The organism is Enterobacter sp. PL_is514 (assembly GCF_055816715.1).
In genome coordinates, this window is sequence record NZ_JBVPGN010000030.1 from 31,395 (window position 1) to 47,825 (window position 16,431).

Below are 16,431 nucleotides of genomic sequence, written 5' to 3' on the forward strand. Positions count from 1 at the left end.
CTCCATGTTAGTACACCAGTCCGCTAACTATAGCCAACGACTCGCTATTACGCCTGCTTCGCTTCTCGCGCCATGCCGACGTGGGGAATACCATCTTCATCGTACACCTCGGTGACGGGCACGAAACCAAAGTGGCCGTAGAAGGACTGCAGGTGCGCCTGCGCACCCAGGTATAACGCCTTGTTCGGCCACTGTTTCTGGCACGCCTCCAGCGTTTTTTCCATCAGCTGATAGCCGAGTTTTTCACCACGCGCTTTGCCGCTGATGATGACGCGGCCAATGACGACAGGCTCAAAATCGTCTTCGCTTTTCAGAATCCTCGCATACGCCACCAGCTCGTTATTCCGCCAGCCGAGGATATGGCGGTTCTCGCCGACGAGATCGTCGCCGTCGATGTCCTGATACGGGCAGGTCTGTTCAACCACGAACACTTCGCAGCGCAGTTTCAGCACAGCGTAAAGTGAATGAACGGTGAGGTCACTATGGTGTAAATCTTGCCACTGGATCATGTCAGTCTCCTTCCTGGGGTTCATCACGTTATACTAAACCCCTCCCCGTTCGGCAAAGGGCTGATTGCGTTATGGAACTGATTTTTCTGGGTACGTCCGCTGGCGTGCCAACCCGCTCACGGAACGTGACGGCGATCCTGCTGGATCTTAAGCACCCCACCCGCGGTGGGCTGTGGCTGTTTGACTGTGGTGAAGGGACGCAGCATCAGCTATTACACACCGCTTATCACCCCGGCAAGCTGGATAAAATTTTTATCACCCATCTGCATGGCGACCATCTGTTTGGCCTTCCGGGCCTGCTGTGCAGCCGCTCGATGGCCGGTAACGCCAACCCGCTGACGATTTACGGGCCTGCGGGTATTCGTGAATTTATTGAAACCACGCTGCGCCTGAGCGGCTCATGGACCGATTATCCGCTGGAGGTCGTTGAGATTACCGAAGGCCTGGTATTCGATGACGGGGATTATCAGGTTACTGCTCAACCACTTAATCATCCGGTGGAATGCTATGGCTACCGTATTGACGCGCATGACAAACCCGGCGCGCTGGATGCCGCCGCGCTGATGGCCGACGGCGTAAAACCCGGACCGCTGTTCCAGCGTCTGAAGCACGGTGAGACCGTCACGCTGGAGGACGGACGCGTCATCAACGGCCAGGATTATCTCGCCGCCCCACAGCCCGGCAAAAAGCTGGCGATTTTTGGCGATACGGCCCCGTGCCCGGCAGCGCTCACGCTGGCCCAGGGCGTGGACGTGATGGTGCATGAAGCGACGCTTGAAACGGCGATGGAAGAGAAAGCCAACAGCCGGGGACACAGCTCCACGCGTCAGGCGGCGCAGCTTGCCCGTGACGCGGGCGTCGGGAGGCTCATCGTCACCCACGTCAGCTCCCGCTACGACGCGCGGGGATGCGCAAGCCTGCTGGCAGAGTGCCGCACGCTGTTTCCGGAATGTGAGCTGGCCGAAGATTTCGCTCAGGTCAGCGTTTAGTCCTTCATTTTTCGCTCAGGATGCCGATAACGATTAAAAGGTCAGCATTTCTCTCGAGGGTAGAATGGATAATTTCCAGAAAGATATTGATGACAGGGCGAATCTGACCCTGTCGAACCGTTTTGAACTGTTGCTGTTCCGTCTTGGCACCTCTCTGAACGAAAATAAATCTGAGCTGTTTGGCATTAACGTCTTTAAGCTGCGTGAAATTGTGCCGATGCCGGAGTTCACGAAACCCGCCGGGATGAAGTCACCGCTGATGGGAATGGTGAATATTCGCGATCAGGTGATCCCGGTGATTGACCTGGCCGCCGTGGCGGGCTGTAAGCCCACCACCGGGATGAACATTCTGCTGATCACCGAATATGCGCGCAGCGTGCAGGCGTTTGCCGTGGAGTCGGTTGAGAACATCATGCGTCTGGACTGGAAGCAGGTGCACGCGGCGGAAACCGCCGTCAGCGGCCGCTACATCACCAGTATCGCGTGTCTTGACGAGAAGACCGATACCAACGATCTGGCGATGGTGCTGGACGTTGAGCAGATCCTGTATGACATCACCCCGGCCAATCACGATCTGCACGCCACGAACCTGAAGACCACCAAATTCCATATCAAGCCAGGCGCTGTCGCCATCGTCGCGGAAGACTCCAAAGTGGCGCGCTCGATGCTGGAGAAAGGTCTGCAGGCAATGGAGATCCCGGCCCAGCTGCATATCACCGGCAAAGAAGCGTGGGAGAAAATTGGCGTGCTGGCGGCACAGGCCCAGGCTGAAGGGGTTCCCATCACCGATAAGATCGCGCTGGTGCTGACCGACCTCGAAATGCCAGAAATGGACGGCTTTACGCTGACACGCAAAATCAAAACCGACCCGGTACTGAAAGATATTCCGGTGGTGATCCACTCTTCCCTTTCCGGCAACGCCAACGAAGACCATATTCGCAAGGTGAAGGCGGACGGGTATGTGGCGAAGTTTGAGCTGAACGAGCTGTCGTCAGTGATTGAGGAAGTGCTGGACCGCTCGATGAAGAAGATTGACGGGCCGTTGATTAGCCGGAAGCAGCTGGCTTAAGCATGGTGCGGGCTGGTGCCCTCACCCCGGCCCTCTCCCACAGGGAGAGGGAGTAAACCAAAAAAAACCCGCCGAGGCGGGTTTTTTGTTTTTACATCAGCGGCATCGCTCGCTGCACGATATCAATCAGCGGCTGCGGATAGATACCGAAGATCAGCACCAGCAGCGCGGAGATAAGCACTACGATACCACCGGCGCTGTACTGCCAGTTGGTTGGGGCATCGCGGTTGAGCTGCTGAGGCGCGCTCAGGTACAGGCTCACGGCCACGCGCAGGTAGTAGTAGAGACCAATCGCGGAGCCGATCACCACGCCCGCAGTCAGCCACCACAGGTGCGCCTGCACACCGACGGCCAGCACGTAGAACTTACCGATAAAGCCGAGCGTCATCGGAATACCTGCCAGAGAGAGCATCATCACCGTCATCACTGCGGACAGGATCGGACGGTGCCAGAACAGACCACGGTAGGAGAACAGTGAATCGGCATCCGGACCACGATACGGGCTGGACATCAGGCTCACCACGCCGAAGGCGCCGAGGCTGCTGAACAGGTAGCCGGCCAGATAGACGCCCACGGCTTCCATCGACATCTCACCGCTCTGCAGCGCAATCAGCGCCACCATCAGGTAGCCCAGATGAGAGATAGACGAGTAGCCCAGCAGACGCTTGATGTTGGTCTGGCTCAGCGCCATCAGGTTACCGAAGATGATGGAGACGAACGCGATAATGCCCAGCACCACGCGAACCGCTTCGCTGTCACCTACCGGTGCGTACAGGAACAGACGCATGACCACACCGAAGATAGCGATTTTGCTCGCCGTCGCCAGGAAGGTCGACACCGGAGCCGGAGCGCCCTGGTAGACGTCTGGCGTCCACAGGTGGAACGGCACCAGAGAGAGTTTAAAGCCGAGGCCAACGATCATCATGCCCAGACCCGCCAGCAGCAGCGGCTCATGCAGCATGCCGTCACCGAGGCTCTTGCCGAGCGCCATGAAGGAGAGGTTACCGGACTGTGCGTACACCAGCGCAATACCAAACAGCAGGAACGAGGACGCCGCCGCAGACAGGATAGTGTACTTGATGCTTGCTTCCAGGGAGCGCTTCTGGCGGAAGGCGTAACCAATCAGACCGAACAGCGGCAGAGAGATCAGCTCAATGCCGAGGAACAGCGCGGCCAGGTGGTTCGCATTCGCCAGCAGAATGCCGCCCAGCGCGGCAATCAGAACCAGCAGGTAAAACTCTTCTTTGTTGTCGTTGTAGCCTTCGAGCCACGGGTACGCAAAGGTACAGGTTGCCAGGCTCGCCAGCAGCACCAGACCGGTATACAGCATGGCGTAACCGTCAACGCGCATCAGCGGGGTGACGTCCATCGCCCCACCCTGGCCAACAAACCAGAGAGAGACTAACGCGGCGTTCAGGCCGATGACCGACAGCGTGGCATTCAGGAAGTGATTGCGTCGCCACGCAATGGAGAGCATCACAACCACCACCGTCAATCCGACGATCAGCAGCGGTAGCAGCGCGATCAGTTGTTGTGGAGTTATTGTCATGGCGAATTACGGCCTTGTAGTAGAAACAGAATTAACAAACCACTGCTGGATATTGCCCATCGCGCTGTGCGAGGTATCCAGAATCGGCTGCGGGAAGAAGCCCAGCAGCACCAGCAGTACGACCAGCAGCAGGATGATGAACAGCTCACGCAGCGACATCCCCGGCAGTTCTTGTGCAGCAATTTCGCTCTTCGCTTTACCGAAGTACGCGCGGTGCAGCATCGCCAGCGAGTACACGGAAGCAAACACCAGACCAAAGGTGGAGATCACGGTAATCACCGGCACCACTTTGAAGCTGCCGAACAGAATCATAAATTCGCCGACGAAGTTACCGGTACCCGGCATCCCCAGAGTCGCCACCGCGAAGAACATGGAGAGCGCTGGCAGCCACTTAATTTTGCTCCACAGACCGCCCATCATACGCATGTCACGGGTGTGCAGACGTTCATACAGCTGGCCGCACAGGATGAAGAGACCGGCTGCGGACAGACCGTGCGCAATCATCTGGATCACCGCCCCCTGGTACGCCAGCTGGCTGCCTGTGTAGATAGCAATCAGCACGAAGCCCATGTGGGAAACGGAGGTGTAGGCAATCAGACGCTTGATGTCGTACTGCGTGAAGGCCATCCAGGCACCGTAGAAGATACCGATCACACCCAGCCACATGGCAATCGGTGCGAATTCTGCGGAGGCGTTCGGGAACAGCGGCAGAGCGAAACGCAGCAGACCGTAGGCCGCCGTTTTCAGCAAGATGCCCGCCAGGTCAACGGAACCCGCCGTTGGTGCCTGAGAGTGCGCGTCTGGCAGCCAGCCGTGCAGCGGAACCACCGGCATTTTCACCGCGAACGCGATGAAGAAGCCCAGCATCAGCAGGTATTCAACGCCGTGGGACATTGGCGTCTTCAGCAGTTCTTCGTAGTTGAAGGTCCAGGTTCCGGTCGCGTTATGGTGAACAAACACCAGCGCCAGAATGGCAATCAACATCACCAGACCACTCGCCTGGGTATAGATGAAGAACTTGGTTGCCGCCGTGATACGCGTTTTACCGTCGGACGCCTTGTGGCCCCACAGCGCGATCAGGAAGTACATCGGCACCAGCATCATCTCCCAGAAGAAGAAGAACAGGAACATGTCGATGGCAAGGAACACGCCGATCACGCCGCCCAGGATCCACATCAGGTTCAGGTGGAAGAAGCCCTGGTATTTTTCGATTTCACGCCAGGAGCAGAGTACCGCCAGAACGCCGAGCAGACCGGTCAGCACCACCATCAGCAGCGACAGACCGTCAATCGCCAGGTGGATCGTAATGCCGAAACGCGGAATCCACGGCAGGATGAACTCAGACTGCCACTGCGGAATGCCCGCAGACTGGGTCAGTGAGTAACCGCCCTGCAACCACAGTTGCAGGCCAAGCGCGAGCGTCAATCCCATGGTGATCAGCGCGATCCAGCGCGGCATCTTCACGCCAAAGCGTTCAGTCTGCCAGCACAGGAAGCCGCCGATGAAGGGAATTAATATTAGCCAGGGTAGTAACATGGCGATTTACATTCCTTTTTAAGGCCCCCTGCAGGGGCCTGATTTTCAACGAATTCGAATAAAATTCACTTAACGATCAACGCAACACCATCAGCAGCGCCAGCACGACAACCGCACCGATGCTCATGGACGCCACATACCAGCGCAGGTAACCGTTCTCGCTGTACAGCAGGCCTTTACCTGCAAAGCGGGAGAGGATCGCCGGGATATTCATCAGGCTGTTCAGTGGGTCGCGCTTCACCAGCCACGCAATGCCCAGGAACGGCTTAACGAAGATCATGTCGTACAGCCAGTCGAAGCCCCACGCGTTGTACCACCAGGTGCCCAGCAGGCGGCCCGGCGCACTGTTGGCCACGGCAGTCACCAGCGTACGTTTGCCCAGCCACAGCCATGCTGCGATCAGGATGCCCGCGATAGCGACCACACCTGAGGTGATTTCAAGCGTCAGAACGCGACCGTGCTCAAGCTCGGTGGTGTCTGGCAGTACGCCCTGCAGCGGCGGCACAATCATCGCGCCAACGAAGGTGGACAGTACCAGCAGCACAATCAGCGGCAGGTGATGGGTGATCCCCTTCCCTGCGTGAGCGTGAATTTGTTCTTTACCGTGGAATACGATGAAAATCATACGGAAGGTATACAGGGAGGTCATGAACGCACCGACCAGACCCGCAACCATCAGATTGATATGACCATTCGCCATGGCACCCGCAAGGATTTCGTCCTTACTGAAGAAGCCCGCGGTGATCAGCGGCAGTGCCGCCAGCGCCGCGCCGCCCACCAGGAAGCAGACATACACCAGCGGGATGGACTTACGCAGTCCGCCCATCTTGAAGATGTTCTGCTCGTGGTGGCAGGCCAGGATCACCGAACCGGATGAGAGGAACAGCAGCGCTTTAAAGAACGCGTGCGTCATCAGGTGGAAAATGGCTGCGTCCCACGCCTGAACGCCCAGCGCCAGGAACATGTAACCAATCTGGCTCATGGTGGAGTACGCGAGAACGCGTTTGATGTCGGTCTGCACCAGCGCGGCAAAGCCTGCCAGCACCAGCGTGACCGCACCGACGATACCTACCAGATGCAGAATTTCCGGGGTCATCAGGAACAGGCCATGGGTACGCGCAATCAGATAGACACCGGCGGTTACCATGGTCGCGGCGTGGATCAGCGCGGAAACAGGAGTTGGACCCGCCATCGCGTCGGCCAGCCATGTCTGCAGCGGCAGCTGTGCGGATTTACCCACGGCACCACCCAGCAGCATCAGCGTTGCCCACCACAGCATGTTGTTGCCTGCGGCGAAGTGCGCTGGCGCCAGTTCCACCATTTCGCGGAAGTTCAGCGTGCCCAGTTCGTTGTAAAGAATGAACAGCGCGAAAGCGAGGAAGACGTCACCCACGCGGGTCACGATGAACGCTTTCATGGCCGCTGCGCCATTCTTCGGATCGGTATAGTAGAAACCGATCAGCAGGTAAGAACACAGACCCACGCCTTCCCAGCCCAGATACATCAGCAGCAGGTTATCGGCCAGGACCAGAACCACCATGCTGGCGATAAACAGGTTGGTGTAGGCGAAGAAGCGGGAGTACCCCTCTTCACCGCGCATATACCAGGAGGCGAACATGTGGATCAGGAAGCCAACGCCGGTAACCACGGAAAGCATGGTCAGCGAGAGGCCGTCCAGCACCAGGTTGAAACCGATGTTGAAATCACCGACCGACATCCACGTCCACAGCGGCACGCTGAAAGGCTGACGCCCGTTGTTAAAGAAGTCGATACCCGCATACGCTGTCACCAGCGCGGCCAGGCCAACAGAGCCCATGCCGACGGTTGCAGACAGATTCTCAGACCAGCGGCCGCGAGAAAACGCCAGCAGCACGAAGCCAATCAGCGGGAAAATAATGGTTAAGGCAAGCATGTTCATCCACGCAACTCACTTACTGAATCGATGTTCAGATTCTGGCGGCGACGATGGAGCTGCAGCAACAGCGCCAGGCCAATACTCGCTTCGGCAGCCGCGAGGCTGATGGCGAGAATGTACATCACCTGACCATCGGTCTGGCCCCAGTAGCTTCCTGCGACCACGAAGGCCAGCGCGGAGGCGTTAATCATGATTTCCAGCCCGATCAGCATAAACAGCAGATTGCGGCGGATAACCAGACCGGTCAGACCCAGAACGAATAAAATCGCAGCGAGGATCAGTCCATGTGTTAAGGGGATCATGCGCGCTCCTCCGTTTTTCTTTTCGCGCGGTCGTCAGTGCGGTTGCTCAGCACCTCGCCAGCACGCTCTTCGCGGCCAACGTGGAAAGCCACAACCAGACCTGCCAGCAGCAGCATTGAGGCCAGTTCCACTGCCAGAACGTATGGGCCAAAGAGCGTGATACCGACCTCTTTCGCGCCAATCGGCGTGCCGTCGATGCCCTGATCGTTAACACCCAGAATGGCGTAAACGATCACCACCAGCATGATGGCCGACAGAATTGCCGGGCCAATCCACACCTGCGGTTTTAACCACTGACGTTCCTGCTCAATTTCAGAGCCGCCCAGGTTCAGCATCATCACCACGAACACGAACAGCACCATAATGGCCCCGGCGTAGACGATGATTTCCAGCGCACCGGCGAAGTGCGCGCCCAGTGCAAAGAACACCCCGGAAATGGCCAGCAGCGAGATGATTAAGTACAGCAGCGCATGCACCGGATTGGTGTGCGTGATCACTCGCAGCGTAGCCAGGATGGCGATAAGGCCACAGATATAAAAAGCGAATTCCATTGCCCTCTCCTTACGGTAACAGGCTCTTGACGTCGATAGGCTTAGCTTCGTTCTCTGCTTCGCCCTTATCTTTGCCGTCGATTGCCATACCCGCCATCCGGTAGAAGTTATATTCCGGGTATTTGCCCGGACCGGAAATCAGCAGATCCTCTTTCTCGTACACCAGGTCCTGACGCTTGTACTCACCCAGCTCGAAGTCTGGAGTCAGCTGAATCGCCGTGGTTGGGCACGCTTCTTCACACAGACCGCAGAAGATGCAGCGTGAGAAGTTGATGCGGAAGAACTCAGGGTACCAGCGGCCGTCTACCGTCTCGGCTTTCTGCAGAGAGATACAGCCGACCGGGCACGCTACCGCACACAGGTTACAGGCGACGCAGCGCTCGGAACCGTCCGGGTCGCGCGTCAGCACGATACGGCCACGGTAGCGCGGCGGCAGATATACCGGCTCTTCCGGGTACATCCGGGTTTCGCGTTTGGCAAACGCGTGCAGGCCGATCATCCAGATACTGCGTACCTGGGTACCGAAGCCTACCAGTAATTCTTTTAAGGTCATGGTCTATTGCCCCTTATGGCTGCTGCCAGAGAATGACAGCGGCCGTTACCAACAAGTTGACGAGCGTCAGCGGCAGGCACACTTTCCAGCCGAAGGACATTACCTGGTCATAACGCGGACGTGGTAACGCTGCGCGAATCAAAATGAACATCATCATGAAGAACGCGGTTTTCAGCGCGAACCAGATGAACGGCGGTAAGAACGGGCCATGCCAGCCACCGAAGAACAGCGTTACCATCAACGCGGAAATGGTGACGATACCGATGTACTCGCCCACGAAGAACAGACCGAATTTCATACCGGAATATTCGATGTGGTAACCGTCGGCCAGTTCCTGTTCGGCTTCTGGCTGGTCAAACGGGTGACGGTGACACACGGCCACGCCCGCGATGGCAAAGGTAATAAACCCAAAGAACTGCGGAATAACGTTCCAGATGTCGGCCTGGTTGTTGACGATATCGGTCATGTTGAATGAACCGGCCTGCGCCACCACGCCCATCAGGGAGAGACCCAGGAACACTTCGTAGCTCAGGGTCTGCGCGGAAGCACGCATCGCACCCAGCAGCGAGTATTTGTTGTTACTGGACCAGCCTGCGAACAGGACCGCGTAAACCGCGAGGCCTGCCATCATCAGGAAGAACAGAATGCCGATGTTCAGGTCAGCGACCACCCAGGTCGGGCTGACCGGCACAATAGCAAACGCCAGCAGCAGCGAGGTGAAGGCGATCATCGGTGCCAGAGTAAAGATCACGCGATCCGAGAAGCGCGGGATCCAGTCCTCTTTAAAGAACATCTTGATCATGTCCGCGACCAACTGGAGTGAACCACCCCAGCCCACGCGGTTCGGTCCGTAACGGTTCTGGAACAGACCGAGCAGACGACGTTCACCAAAGCTCATGAACGCGCCGCAGGTGACCACCACCAGCAGGATAACAATCGCTTTCAGAATGCTCAGCAGGATGTCGATAAGATCCGGCGTTAACCAACTCATGCTTTTGCCTCCTGCAGATTATCAAGACGCGCACCCGCCAGAACCGGCGCGATGCCAGGCATACCCATCGGCAGACCGACCTGCCCTGCTGTCAGACTTTCAGAAATAATCAGCGGCAGGCTGATGGTCTGGCCGTCATAGCTAAAGGCGATGTTCGCACCCGCGTTAACGCCAAGCTTCGCGGCATCCGCCGGGTTAAGCTTGATGTACGGCTGCGGCATACGGGTCTGGAAGACCGGTGAACGCTGGGACAGCTCGTCGCTACCGAACAGGTGGTAGTACGGCGCAATACGCCAGCTACCGTCCTGCGCCTGGAAGCTCGCCGGTACGGTGGTGAAGAAGTCCAGACCGGTTTCGGAAGCTTCAATCAGACGCACGCCCGGATCGCCGTGGCGCAGGGAGCCGCCCACTTCAGCCTGGAACTTGTTCCACGCCTGCGGGGAGTTCCAGCCCGGTGCCCATGCGAACGGGATTTGCGAACGCGGTGCAGACGGCTGGTTGTTCCCTTCCATGGAGAAGGCGAACATGGTGTCTTTATCCTGCGGCTGGCGCGGTTCGTGCACGCTGATATTGGCGCGCATTGCGGTACGGCCGCTGTAACGGTGCGGTTCACGCGCCAGTTTCTGGCCGCGAATGCGGAAGCTGGCTTCAGGCGCGGCATCTTTAATGCCTGCCAGCTGAGGCAGTTTTTCCACCACCGCGTCGATAACGTGGTCGAGCTGCGTCCAGTCCACTTCACGGCTCTGCACGGTGCTGTGCAGGGAGTGCAGCCAGCGCCAGCTTTCCAGCATCACGGTGTTGCTGTCGTAGTAAGCCGGGTCATAAACCTGGAAGAAACGCTGCGCGCGGCCTTCGTTGTTGATAACGGTACCGTCGCTTTCTGCGAAGCTTGCCGCAGAGAGCACCAGGTGCGCTTTGTCCATGATCGCGGTGCGCTGATGGTCAATCACCATCACCAGCGGCGCTTTGGAGAGCGCGGCGTCAACGCGAGCGGCAGAAGCATGACGATGCAGGTCGTTTTCCAGCACCACCACGGCGTCAGCGGCACCGGATTCCAGTTCGCTTAACGCAGCTTCCAGCGAGCCGCCGCCGATCATGCCCAGACCAATGCTGTTCACCGCACGGGCAATCATGGTCACGCCGACGTCAGCACCGCGGCCTTTCAGGGCTTTGGCCACGTTGGCTGCCGCCTGAATGATCTCAGCGCTGCCGGCGTTGGTCCCGGAAATAATCAGCGGTTTCTTCGCACCGGCCAGGGCCTGAACAATCACGTCAACCTTGTTCTGCAGGTCGCGATCCAGTTCTACCGCCGGAGAGTTGCTGTCCAACGCGTGGGCAATGGCAAAGCCAAGGCGCGCCTGATCTTCAACCGGTGCGCAGTAGGTCCACGCCGCGATGTCGTCCAGACGGGTGTTGTCGACGTTGGTCACAAACAGAGGATGCTTCGCGCGCTGACCGATGTTCAGGATCGCCGCAATCTGCCAGTCAGCCACTTTCTGCGCCGCTGCCATTTCACGTGCTTTACCCTTCACCGCCTGACGAACCGCCAGAGCCGCGCGGGCGCCGGTCTGGGTCAGGTCTTCACCCAGCACCAGGACCGCATCATAGGATTCGATTTCGCGCAGCGCAGGGGTATGGATACCGCCTTCACGCAGCACTTTCAGTACCAGCTGCAGACGTTCCTGCTCGCCCTGGGCGATACCGGTATAGAAGTTTTCCGCCCCGACCAGCTCGCGCAGCGCGAAGTTGCTTTCGATGCTGGCGCGCGGGGAACCGATACCGATCACTTTCTTCGACTGGCGCAGAATATCTGCCGCGCCCTGCATCGCCTGTTCAGCGTTCAGGGTAATGAAGTCGTCGCCACGGCGCTGAACCGGCTGACGCGGACGGTCTTTCAGGTTCACATAGCCATAGCCGAAACGACCGCGGTCGCAGAGGAAGTAGTGGTTAACGGTACCGTTGTAACGGTTTTCGATACGGCGCAGTTCGCCGTAGCGCTCACCCGGGCTGGTGTTACAGCCGAGGGAACACTGCTGGCAGATGCTTGGCGCAAACTGCATGTCCCATTTACGGTTGTAACGCTCGGAGTGAGTTTTATCCGTAAAGACGCCGGTCGGGCAGATTTCTACCAGGTTACCGGAGAATTCGCTCTCCAGCACGCCGTCTTCCGGACGACCGAAGTAGACGTTGTCATGCGCGCCATACACGCCCAGATCCTGACCGTCTGCATAGTCTTTGTAGTAACGCACGCAGCGGTAGCAGGCGATGCAGCGGTTCATTTCGTGAGAGATGAACGGCCCCAGGTCCTGGTTACGGTGGGTACGCTTGGTAAAGCGATAGCGACGGAAGCTGTGACCGGTCATCACGGTCATATCCTGAAGGTGGCAGTTACCGCCCTCTTCACAAACCGGACAGTCGTGCGGGTGGTTGGTCATCAACCACTCCACCACGCTTTCGCGGAACTGTTTGGCTTCTTCGTCATCAATCGAAATAAAGGTGCCTTCGGTGGCTGGCGTCATACAGGACATCACCAGGCGACCACGCGTGTCTTCCGCGTTTTGATATTGCTTCACCGCACACTGGCGGCAAGCACCGACGCTGCCCAGCGCCGGATGCCAGCAAAAGTACGGAATATCGAGGCCAAGAGACAGACAAGCTTCCAGCAGGTTGTCCGCCCCGTTGACTTCGTATTCTTTGCCGTCTACATGAATCGTAGCCATTAGCATGCTTCCAGTTGGCTCGGTCGAAACCGAGCGTTAATCAAAATTCTTGTCGTTACCAGCGCGCTTTAAGCAGGTTCGGCTGAATCCCATTGATCGCATGGGTATTGCTGAACGGCTGCTTGATGCCTGCTTCGAACTCGTCGCGGAAATATTTGATCGCGCTCTGCAGAGGTTCGACGGCACCCGGTGCGTGGGCACAGAAGGTTTTACCCGGGCCTAAGAATCGACACAGTTGCTCAAGTGTTTCGATATCGCCAGGCTGGCCTTCGCCACGTTCGATTGCACGCAGGATCTTCACGCTCCACGGCAGACCATCACGGCACGGTGTACACCAGCCGCAGGACTCACGGGCGAAGAACTCTTCCAGGTTACGCACCAGCGACACCATGCCGATCTCGTGGTCGACGGCCATCGCCAGCGCCGTACCCAGACGGCTGCCTGCTTTACCAATGCTGTCGAATTCCATCGGCAGGTCAAGGTGGGCTTCGGTCAGGAAGTCTGTCCCTGCCCCACCCGGCTGCCAGGCTTTGAATTTCAGGCCATCGCGCATGCCGCCGGCGTAGTCTTCAAGAATTTCGCGCGCGGTGGTACCGAACGGCAGTTCCCAGACGCCAGGATTTTTCACGCGACCGGAGAAGCCCATCAGCTTGGTACCGGCATCTTTGCTTGAGGAGATGCCCTGATACCACTCCACGCCGTTCGCGAGGATAGCCGGAACGTTACACAGGGTTTCGACGTTGTTTACGCAGGTCGGTTTCCCCCACACGCCTGAGCTGGCCGGGAACGGTGGCTTGGAACGCGGGTTCGCGCGGCGGCCTTCCAGGGAGTTAATCAGCGCGGTCTCTTCACCGCAGATATAACGCCCGGCACCGGTGTGCACGAACAGTTCGAAGTCAAACCCGGTGCCCAGGATGTTTTTGCCCAGCAGGCCCGCTTCGGTGGCTTCGGCAATCGCGCGGCGCAGGTTTTCCGCTGCTTCGATGTACTCACCGCGCAGGAAGATGTAACCACGGTACGCTTTCAGCGCAAACGCGGAGATCAGCATGCCTTCCACCAGCAGGTGCGGCAGCTGCTCCATCAGCAGGCGGTCTTTATAGGTGCCCGGCTCCATTTCATCGGCGTTACACAGCAGGTAACGGATGTTCATGGATTCGTCTTTTGGCATCAGGCTCCACTTCAGACCGGTGGAGAAGCCCGCACCGCCGCGCCCTTTCAGGCCAGACTCTTTAACCGCGTTAACGATGTCGTCCGGCGCCATGCCGCCAAGGGCTTTACGCGCGCCGGCATAGCCGTTTTTGCTCTGGTATTCGTCGAGCCATACCGGCTGTTTGTCATCGCGCAGACGCCAGGTCAGCGGATGCGTCTCAGCAGTACGAATTACAGTTTTCATTTGTACTGCTCCAGCAGGTCAGGAATCGCTTCCGGCGTCAGATGGCTGTGAGTGTCCTCATCAATCATCATGGTCGGCCCCTTGTCGCAGTTACCCAGGCAGCAGGTTGGCAGCAGAGTAAAGCGTCCATCGAACGTGGTCTGGCCCGGCTTGATATTGAGCTTCTTCTCAATCGCAGCCTGAATGCCCTGATAACCGGTGATGTGGCAGACTACGCTGTCACAGTAGCGGATCACATGGCGGCCTACCGGCTGACGGAAGATCTGGCTGTAGAACGTGGCTACGCCTTCTACGTCACTTGCCGGAATACCCAGCACTTTCGCGATCTCATAGATCGCCCCATCCGGCACCCAACCACGCTGTTTCTGTACGATTTTCAGCGCTTCAATGGACGCCGCACGCGGGTCTTCGTAGTGGTGCATCTCGTGCTCAATAGCGGCACGTTCTGCTTCACTCAGCTCAAAAGCCTCGGTTTGTGGTTGTTGATTCTCGTGCATAATTAGCGGTCCACATCTGACATAACAAAATCGATACTACCCAGATACACAATCAGGTCGGAGACCAGACTGCCGCGGATGGCGGACGGGATCTGCTGCAGGTGCGCAAAGCTCGGCGTACGCACGCGGGTACGGTAGCTCATGGTGCTGCCGTCACTGGTCAGGTAGTAACTGTTAATACCCTTGGTCGCTTCAATCATCTGGAAGGATTCTTGCGCCGGCATGACCGGACCCCAGGAAACCTGCAGGAAGTGGGTGATCAGGGTTTCGATATGTTGCAGCGTGCGCTCTTTCGGTGGCGGCGTCGTCAGCGGGTGATCAGCCTTGAACGGGCCTTCCGGCATGTTGTTGAGGCACTGCTCAAGGATGCGCAGACTCTGGCGCAGCTCTTCTACTTTCAGCATCACGCGGGTGTAGCAGTCGGAAACACCGCCGCCCACCGGGACTTCAAAGTCGAAGTTCTCATAGCCAGAGTAAGGACGGGCTTTACGCACGTCGAAATCAATACCGGTCGCACGCAGACCTGCACCAGTCGTCCCCCACTCCAGCGCTTCTTTCGCGCCGTAGGCAGCAACGCCCTGGGAACGGCCTTTCAGGATGGTATTGCGCAGCGCGGCTTTCTCGTAAGAGGCCAGACGTTTTGGCATCCAGTCGAGGAATTCACGCAGCAGACGGTCCCAGCCGCGCGGCAGATCGTGCGCCACACCGCCGATACGGAACCAGGCCGGGTGCATACGGAAACCGGTAATCGCTTCCACCAGATCGTAGATTTTCTGACGGTCGGTAAAGGCGAAGAAGACCGGGGTCATCGCGCCGACGTCCTGAATGAAGGTGGAGATATACAGCAGGTGGCTGTTGATACGGAACAGCTCTGACAGCATGACGCGAATCACGTTAACGCGATCCGGCGTAACGATACCCGCCAGTTTCTCAACGGCCAGCACGTATGGCATCTCGTTGACGCAGCCGCCGAGGTACTCAATACGGTCGGTATAAGGAATGTAGCTGTGCCAGGACTGACGCTCGCCCATCTTCTCAGCACCACGGTGGTGGTAACCGATGTCAGGTACGCAGTCGACAATCTCTTCGCCATCAAGCTGAAGAATAATACGGAATGCACCGTGCGCAGATGGGTGGTTCGGACCGAGGTTAAGGAACATGAAGTCCTCGTTGTCGGTACCGCGCTTCATGCCCCAGTCTTCCGGTTTGAAGGTCAGCGCTTCCATCTCCAGATCCTGCTTGGCTTTGGTCAGCTCAAACGGATCGAATTCGGTGGCACGTGCCGGGTAGTCTTTACGCAGCGGGTGGCCTGTCCAGGTCTGCGGCATCATGATGCGCGTCAGGTGCGGGTGGCCGTCAAAGGTCATGCCGAACATTTCCCAGGTTTCACGCTCGTACCAGTTGGCGTTCGGGAAAAGTTTGGTGATCGTCGGCAGATGCATGTCGTTTTCAGACAATGCCACCTTGAGCATGATATCCGTATTACGGTCTATTGAGATCAGGTGGTAGAAAACGGAAAAATCCGCAGCAGGGAGACCCTGGCGGTGGGTACGCAGACGTTCATCCATGCCGTGTAAGTCAAACAGCATGACGTACGGTTTTGGCAATTTCTTGAGGAAATCGACAACTTCCAGCAATTGCTCACGCTTCACCCAAACAACGGGTACCCCGGTGCGGGTAGCCTGAACAGTAAAGGCATCCGGCCCAAAACGGTTGCGCAGTTCGCCAATGACTGGGTCATCCAGATGATCCCGGGTCTGCCAGGCGGCTTCTTGCGCGGTTAAGTCGGTCATATTGTTCACCATTGCAAATGGTCCGTGGTGACTGTTGAGCCTGGCTTCGCGCTATTTGAGTAGT

General features: G+C 57.8%; 14 protein-coding genes. 2 read left to right on the top strand and 12 right to left on the bottom strand.

Annotation, left to right across the window (positions count from 1 at the left end; translation table 11 throughout):
• Window positions 1-47: 47 nt before the first annotated feature.
• Window positions 48-509: a GNAT family N-acetyltransferase gene (locus AC0TNG_RS09405; RefSeq protein WP_090419949.1), complete on the bottom strand. Its 462-nt coding sequence runs from the start codon at window positions 507-509 to the stop codon at window positions 48-50.
• A gap of 71 nt (window positions 510-580) precedes the next feature.
• Here AC0TNG_RS09405 and rbn point away from each other — a divergent pair, with 71 nt between their 5' ends.
• Window positions 581-1,498 (top strand): ribonuclease BN, encoded by a 918-nt coding sequence (gene rbn / locus AC0TNG_RS09410; RefSeq protein WP_267216873.1) that lies wholly within the window; start codon window positions 581-583, stop codon window positions 1,496-1,498.
• Between the two features lie 64 nt (window positions 1,499-1,562).
• Window positions 1,563-2,567, top strand: a complete 1,005-nt coding sequence (locus AC0TNG_RS09415; RefSeq protein ID WP_473713418.1) for a chemotaxis protein — start codon at window positions 1,563-1,565, stop codon at window positions 2,565-2,567.
• A 91-nt stretch (window positions 2,568-2,658) separates the two neighbouring features.
• On the opposite strand, the gene nuoN is transcribed toward AC0TNG_RS09415, so the two are convergent.
• From nuoN to nuoC, 11 genes are all read right to left on the bottom strand, one after another.
• A complete protein-coding gene (gene nuoN / locus AC0TNG_RS09420) occupies window positions 2,659-4,116 on the bottom strand; it encodes an NADH-quinone oxidoreductase subunit NuoN (RefSeq protein WP_024908971.1) in 1,458 nt (485 codons plus the stop codon).
• 6 nt (window positions 4,117-4,122) lie between these two features.
• A complete protein-coding gene (gene nuoM, locus AC0TNG_RS09425; protein WP_024908970.1) occupies window positions 4,123-5,652 on the bottom strand; it encodes an NADH-quinone oxidoreductase subunit M in 1,530 nt (509 codons plus the stop codon).
• 76 nt (window positions 5,653-5,728) lie between these two features.
• On the bottom strand, window positions 5,729-7,570 hold the full coding sequence (nuoL, locus tag AC0TNG_RS09430) for an NADH-quinone oxidoreductase subunit L (protein WP_024908969.1): 1,842 nt from the start codon (window positions 7,568-7,570) through the stop codon (window positions 5,729-5,731).
• Window positions 7,567-7,869 carry an NADH-quinone oxidoreductase subunit NuoK gene (gene nuoK / locus AC0TNG_RS09435; protein ID WP_003861496.1) on the bottom strand — a complete coding sequence of 101 codons (303 nt, stop codon included), beginning with the start codon at window positions 7,867-7,869 and terminating at the stop codon, window positions 7,567-7,569. Before nuoK ends, nuoL begins: the two co-directional genes overlap by 4 nt.
• Window positions 7,866-8,420, bottom strand: coding sequence for an NADH-quinone oxidoreductase subunit J (gene nuoJ, locus AC0TNG_RS09440; protein ID WP_008500212.1), 555 nt, complete (start codon window positions 8,418-8,420; stop codon window positions 7,866-7,868). The genes nuoK and nuoJ overlap by 4 nt, the downstream gene beginning before the upstream one ends.
• 10 nt (window positions 8,421-8,430) lie before the next feature.
• Window positions 8,431-8,973 (bottom strand): NADH-quinone oxidoreductase subunit NuoI, encoded by a 543-nt coding sequence (gene nuoI / locus AC0TNG_RS09445; protein ID WP_003861491.1) that lies wholly within the window; start codon window positions 8,971-8,973, stop codon window positions 8,431-8,433.
• Window positions 8,974-8,986: 13 nt separating this feature from the next.
• A complete protein-coding gene (gene nuoH / locus AC0TNG_RS09450) occupies window positions 8,987-9,964 on the bottom strand; it encodes an NADH-quinone oxidoreductase subunit NuoH (RefSeq protein ID WP_008500211.1) in 978 nt (325 codons plus the stop codon).
• Window positions 9,961-12,684 (bottom strand): NADH-quinone oxidoreductase subunit NuoG, encoded by a 2,724-nt coding sequence (gene nuoG / locus AC0TNG_RS09455; protein WP_248165273.1) that lies wholly within the window; start codon window positions 12,682-12,684, stop codon window positions 9,961-9,963. The genes nuoH and nuoG overlap by 4 nt, the downstream gene beginning before the upstream one ends.
• Before the next feature lie 55 nt (window positions 12,685-12,739).
• Window positions 12,740-14,077: an NADH-quinone oxidoreductase subunit NuoF gene (nuoF, locus tag AC0TNG_RS09460; RefSeq protein WP_248165275.1), complete on the bottom strand. Its 1,338-nt coding sequence runs from the start codon at window positions 14,075-14,077 to the stop codon at window positions 12,740-12,742.
• Entirely contained in the window at window positions 14,074-14,574 is a 501-nt protein-coding gene (gene nuoE, locus AC0TNG_RS09465) for an NADH-quinone oxidoreductase subunit NuoE (protein WP_006176513.1), read from the bottom strand. Before nuoE ends, nuoF begins: the two co-directional genes overlap by 4 nt.
• Before the next feature lie 2 nt (window positions 14,575-14,576).
• On the bottom strand, window positions 14,577-16,379 hold the full coding sequence (gene nuoC / locus AC0TNG_RS09470) for an NADH-quinone oxidoreductase subunit C/D (RefSeq protein WP_023312537.1): 1,803 nt from the start codon (window positions 16,377-16,379) through the stop codon (window positions 14,577-14,579).
• Between the last annotated feature and the right edge of the window lie 52 nt (window positions 16,380-16,431).

Coding starts and splice junctions, on each gene's coding strand:
- AC0TNG_RS09405 (WP_090419949.1), bottom strand. CDS start 509: ATGATCCAGTGGCAAGATTTACACCATAGTGACCTCACCGTTCATTCA.
- rbn (WP_267216873.1), top strand. CDS start 581: ATGGAACTGATTTTTCTGGGTACGTCCGCTGGCGTGCCAACCCGCTCA.
- AC0TNG_RS09415 (WP_473713418.1), top strand. CDS start 1,563: ATGGATAATTTCCAGAAAGATATTGATGACAGGGCGAATCTGACCCTG.
- nuoN (WP_024908971.1), bottom strand. CDS start 4,116: ATGACAATAACTCCACAACAACTGATCGCGCTGCTACCGCTGCTGATC.
- nuoM (WP_024908970.1), bottom strand. CDS start 5,652: ATGTTACTACCCTGGCTAATATTAATTCCCTTCATCGGCGGCTTCCTG.
- nuoL (WP_024908969.1), bottom strand. CDS start 7,570: ATGAACATGCTTGCCTTAACCATTATTTTCCCGCTGATTGGCTTCGTG.
- nuoK (WP_003861496.1), bottom strand. CDS start 7,869: ATGATCCCCTTAACACATGGACTGATCCTCGCTGCGATTTTATTCGTT.
- nuoJ (WP_008500212.1), bottom strand. CDS start 8,420: ATGGAATTCGCTTTTTATATCTGTGGCCTTATCGCCATCCTGGCTACG.
- nuoI (WP_003861491.1), bottom strand. CDS start 8,973: ATGACCTTAAAAGAATTACTGGTAGGCTTCGGTACCCAGGTACGCAGT.
- nuoH (WP_008500211.1), bottom strand. CDS start 9,964: ATGAGTTGGTTAACGCCGGATCTTATCGACATCCTGCTGAGCATTCTG.
- nuoG (WP_248165273.1), bottom strand. CDS start 12,684: ATGGCTACGATTCATGTAGACGGCAAAGAATACGAAGTCAACGGGGCG.
- nuoF (WP_248165275.1), bottom strand. CDS start 14,077: ATGAAAACTGTAATTCGTACTGCTGAGACGCATCCGCTGACCTGGCGT.
- nuoE (WP_006176513.1), bottom strand. CDS start 14,574: ATGCACGAGAATCAACAACCACAAACCGAGGCTTTTGAGCTGAGTGAA.
- nuoC (WP_023312537.1), bottom strand. CDS start 16,379: ATGGTGAACAATATGACCGACTTAACCGCGCAAGAAGCCGCCTGGCAG.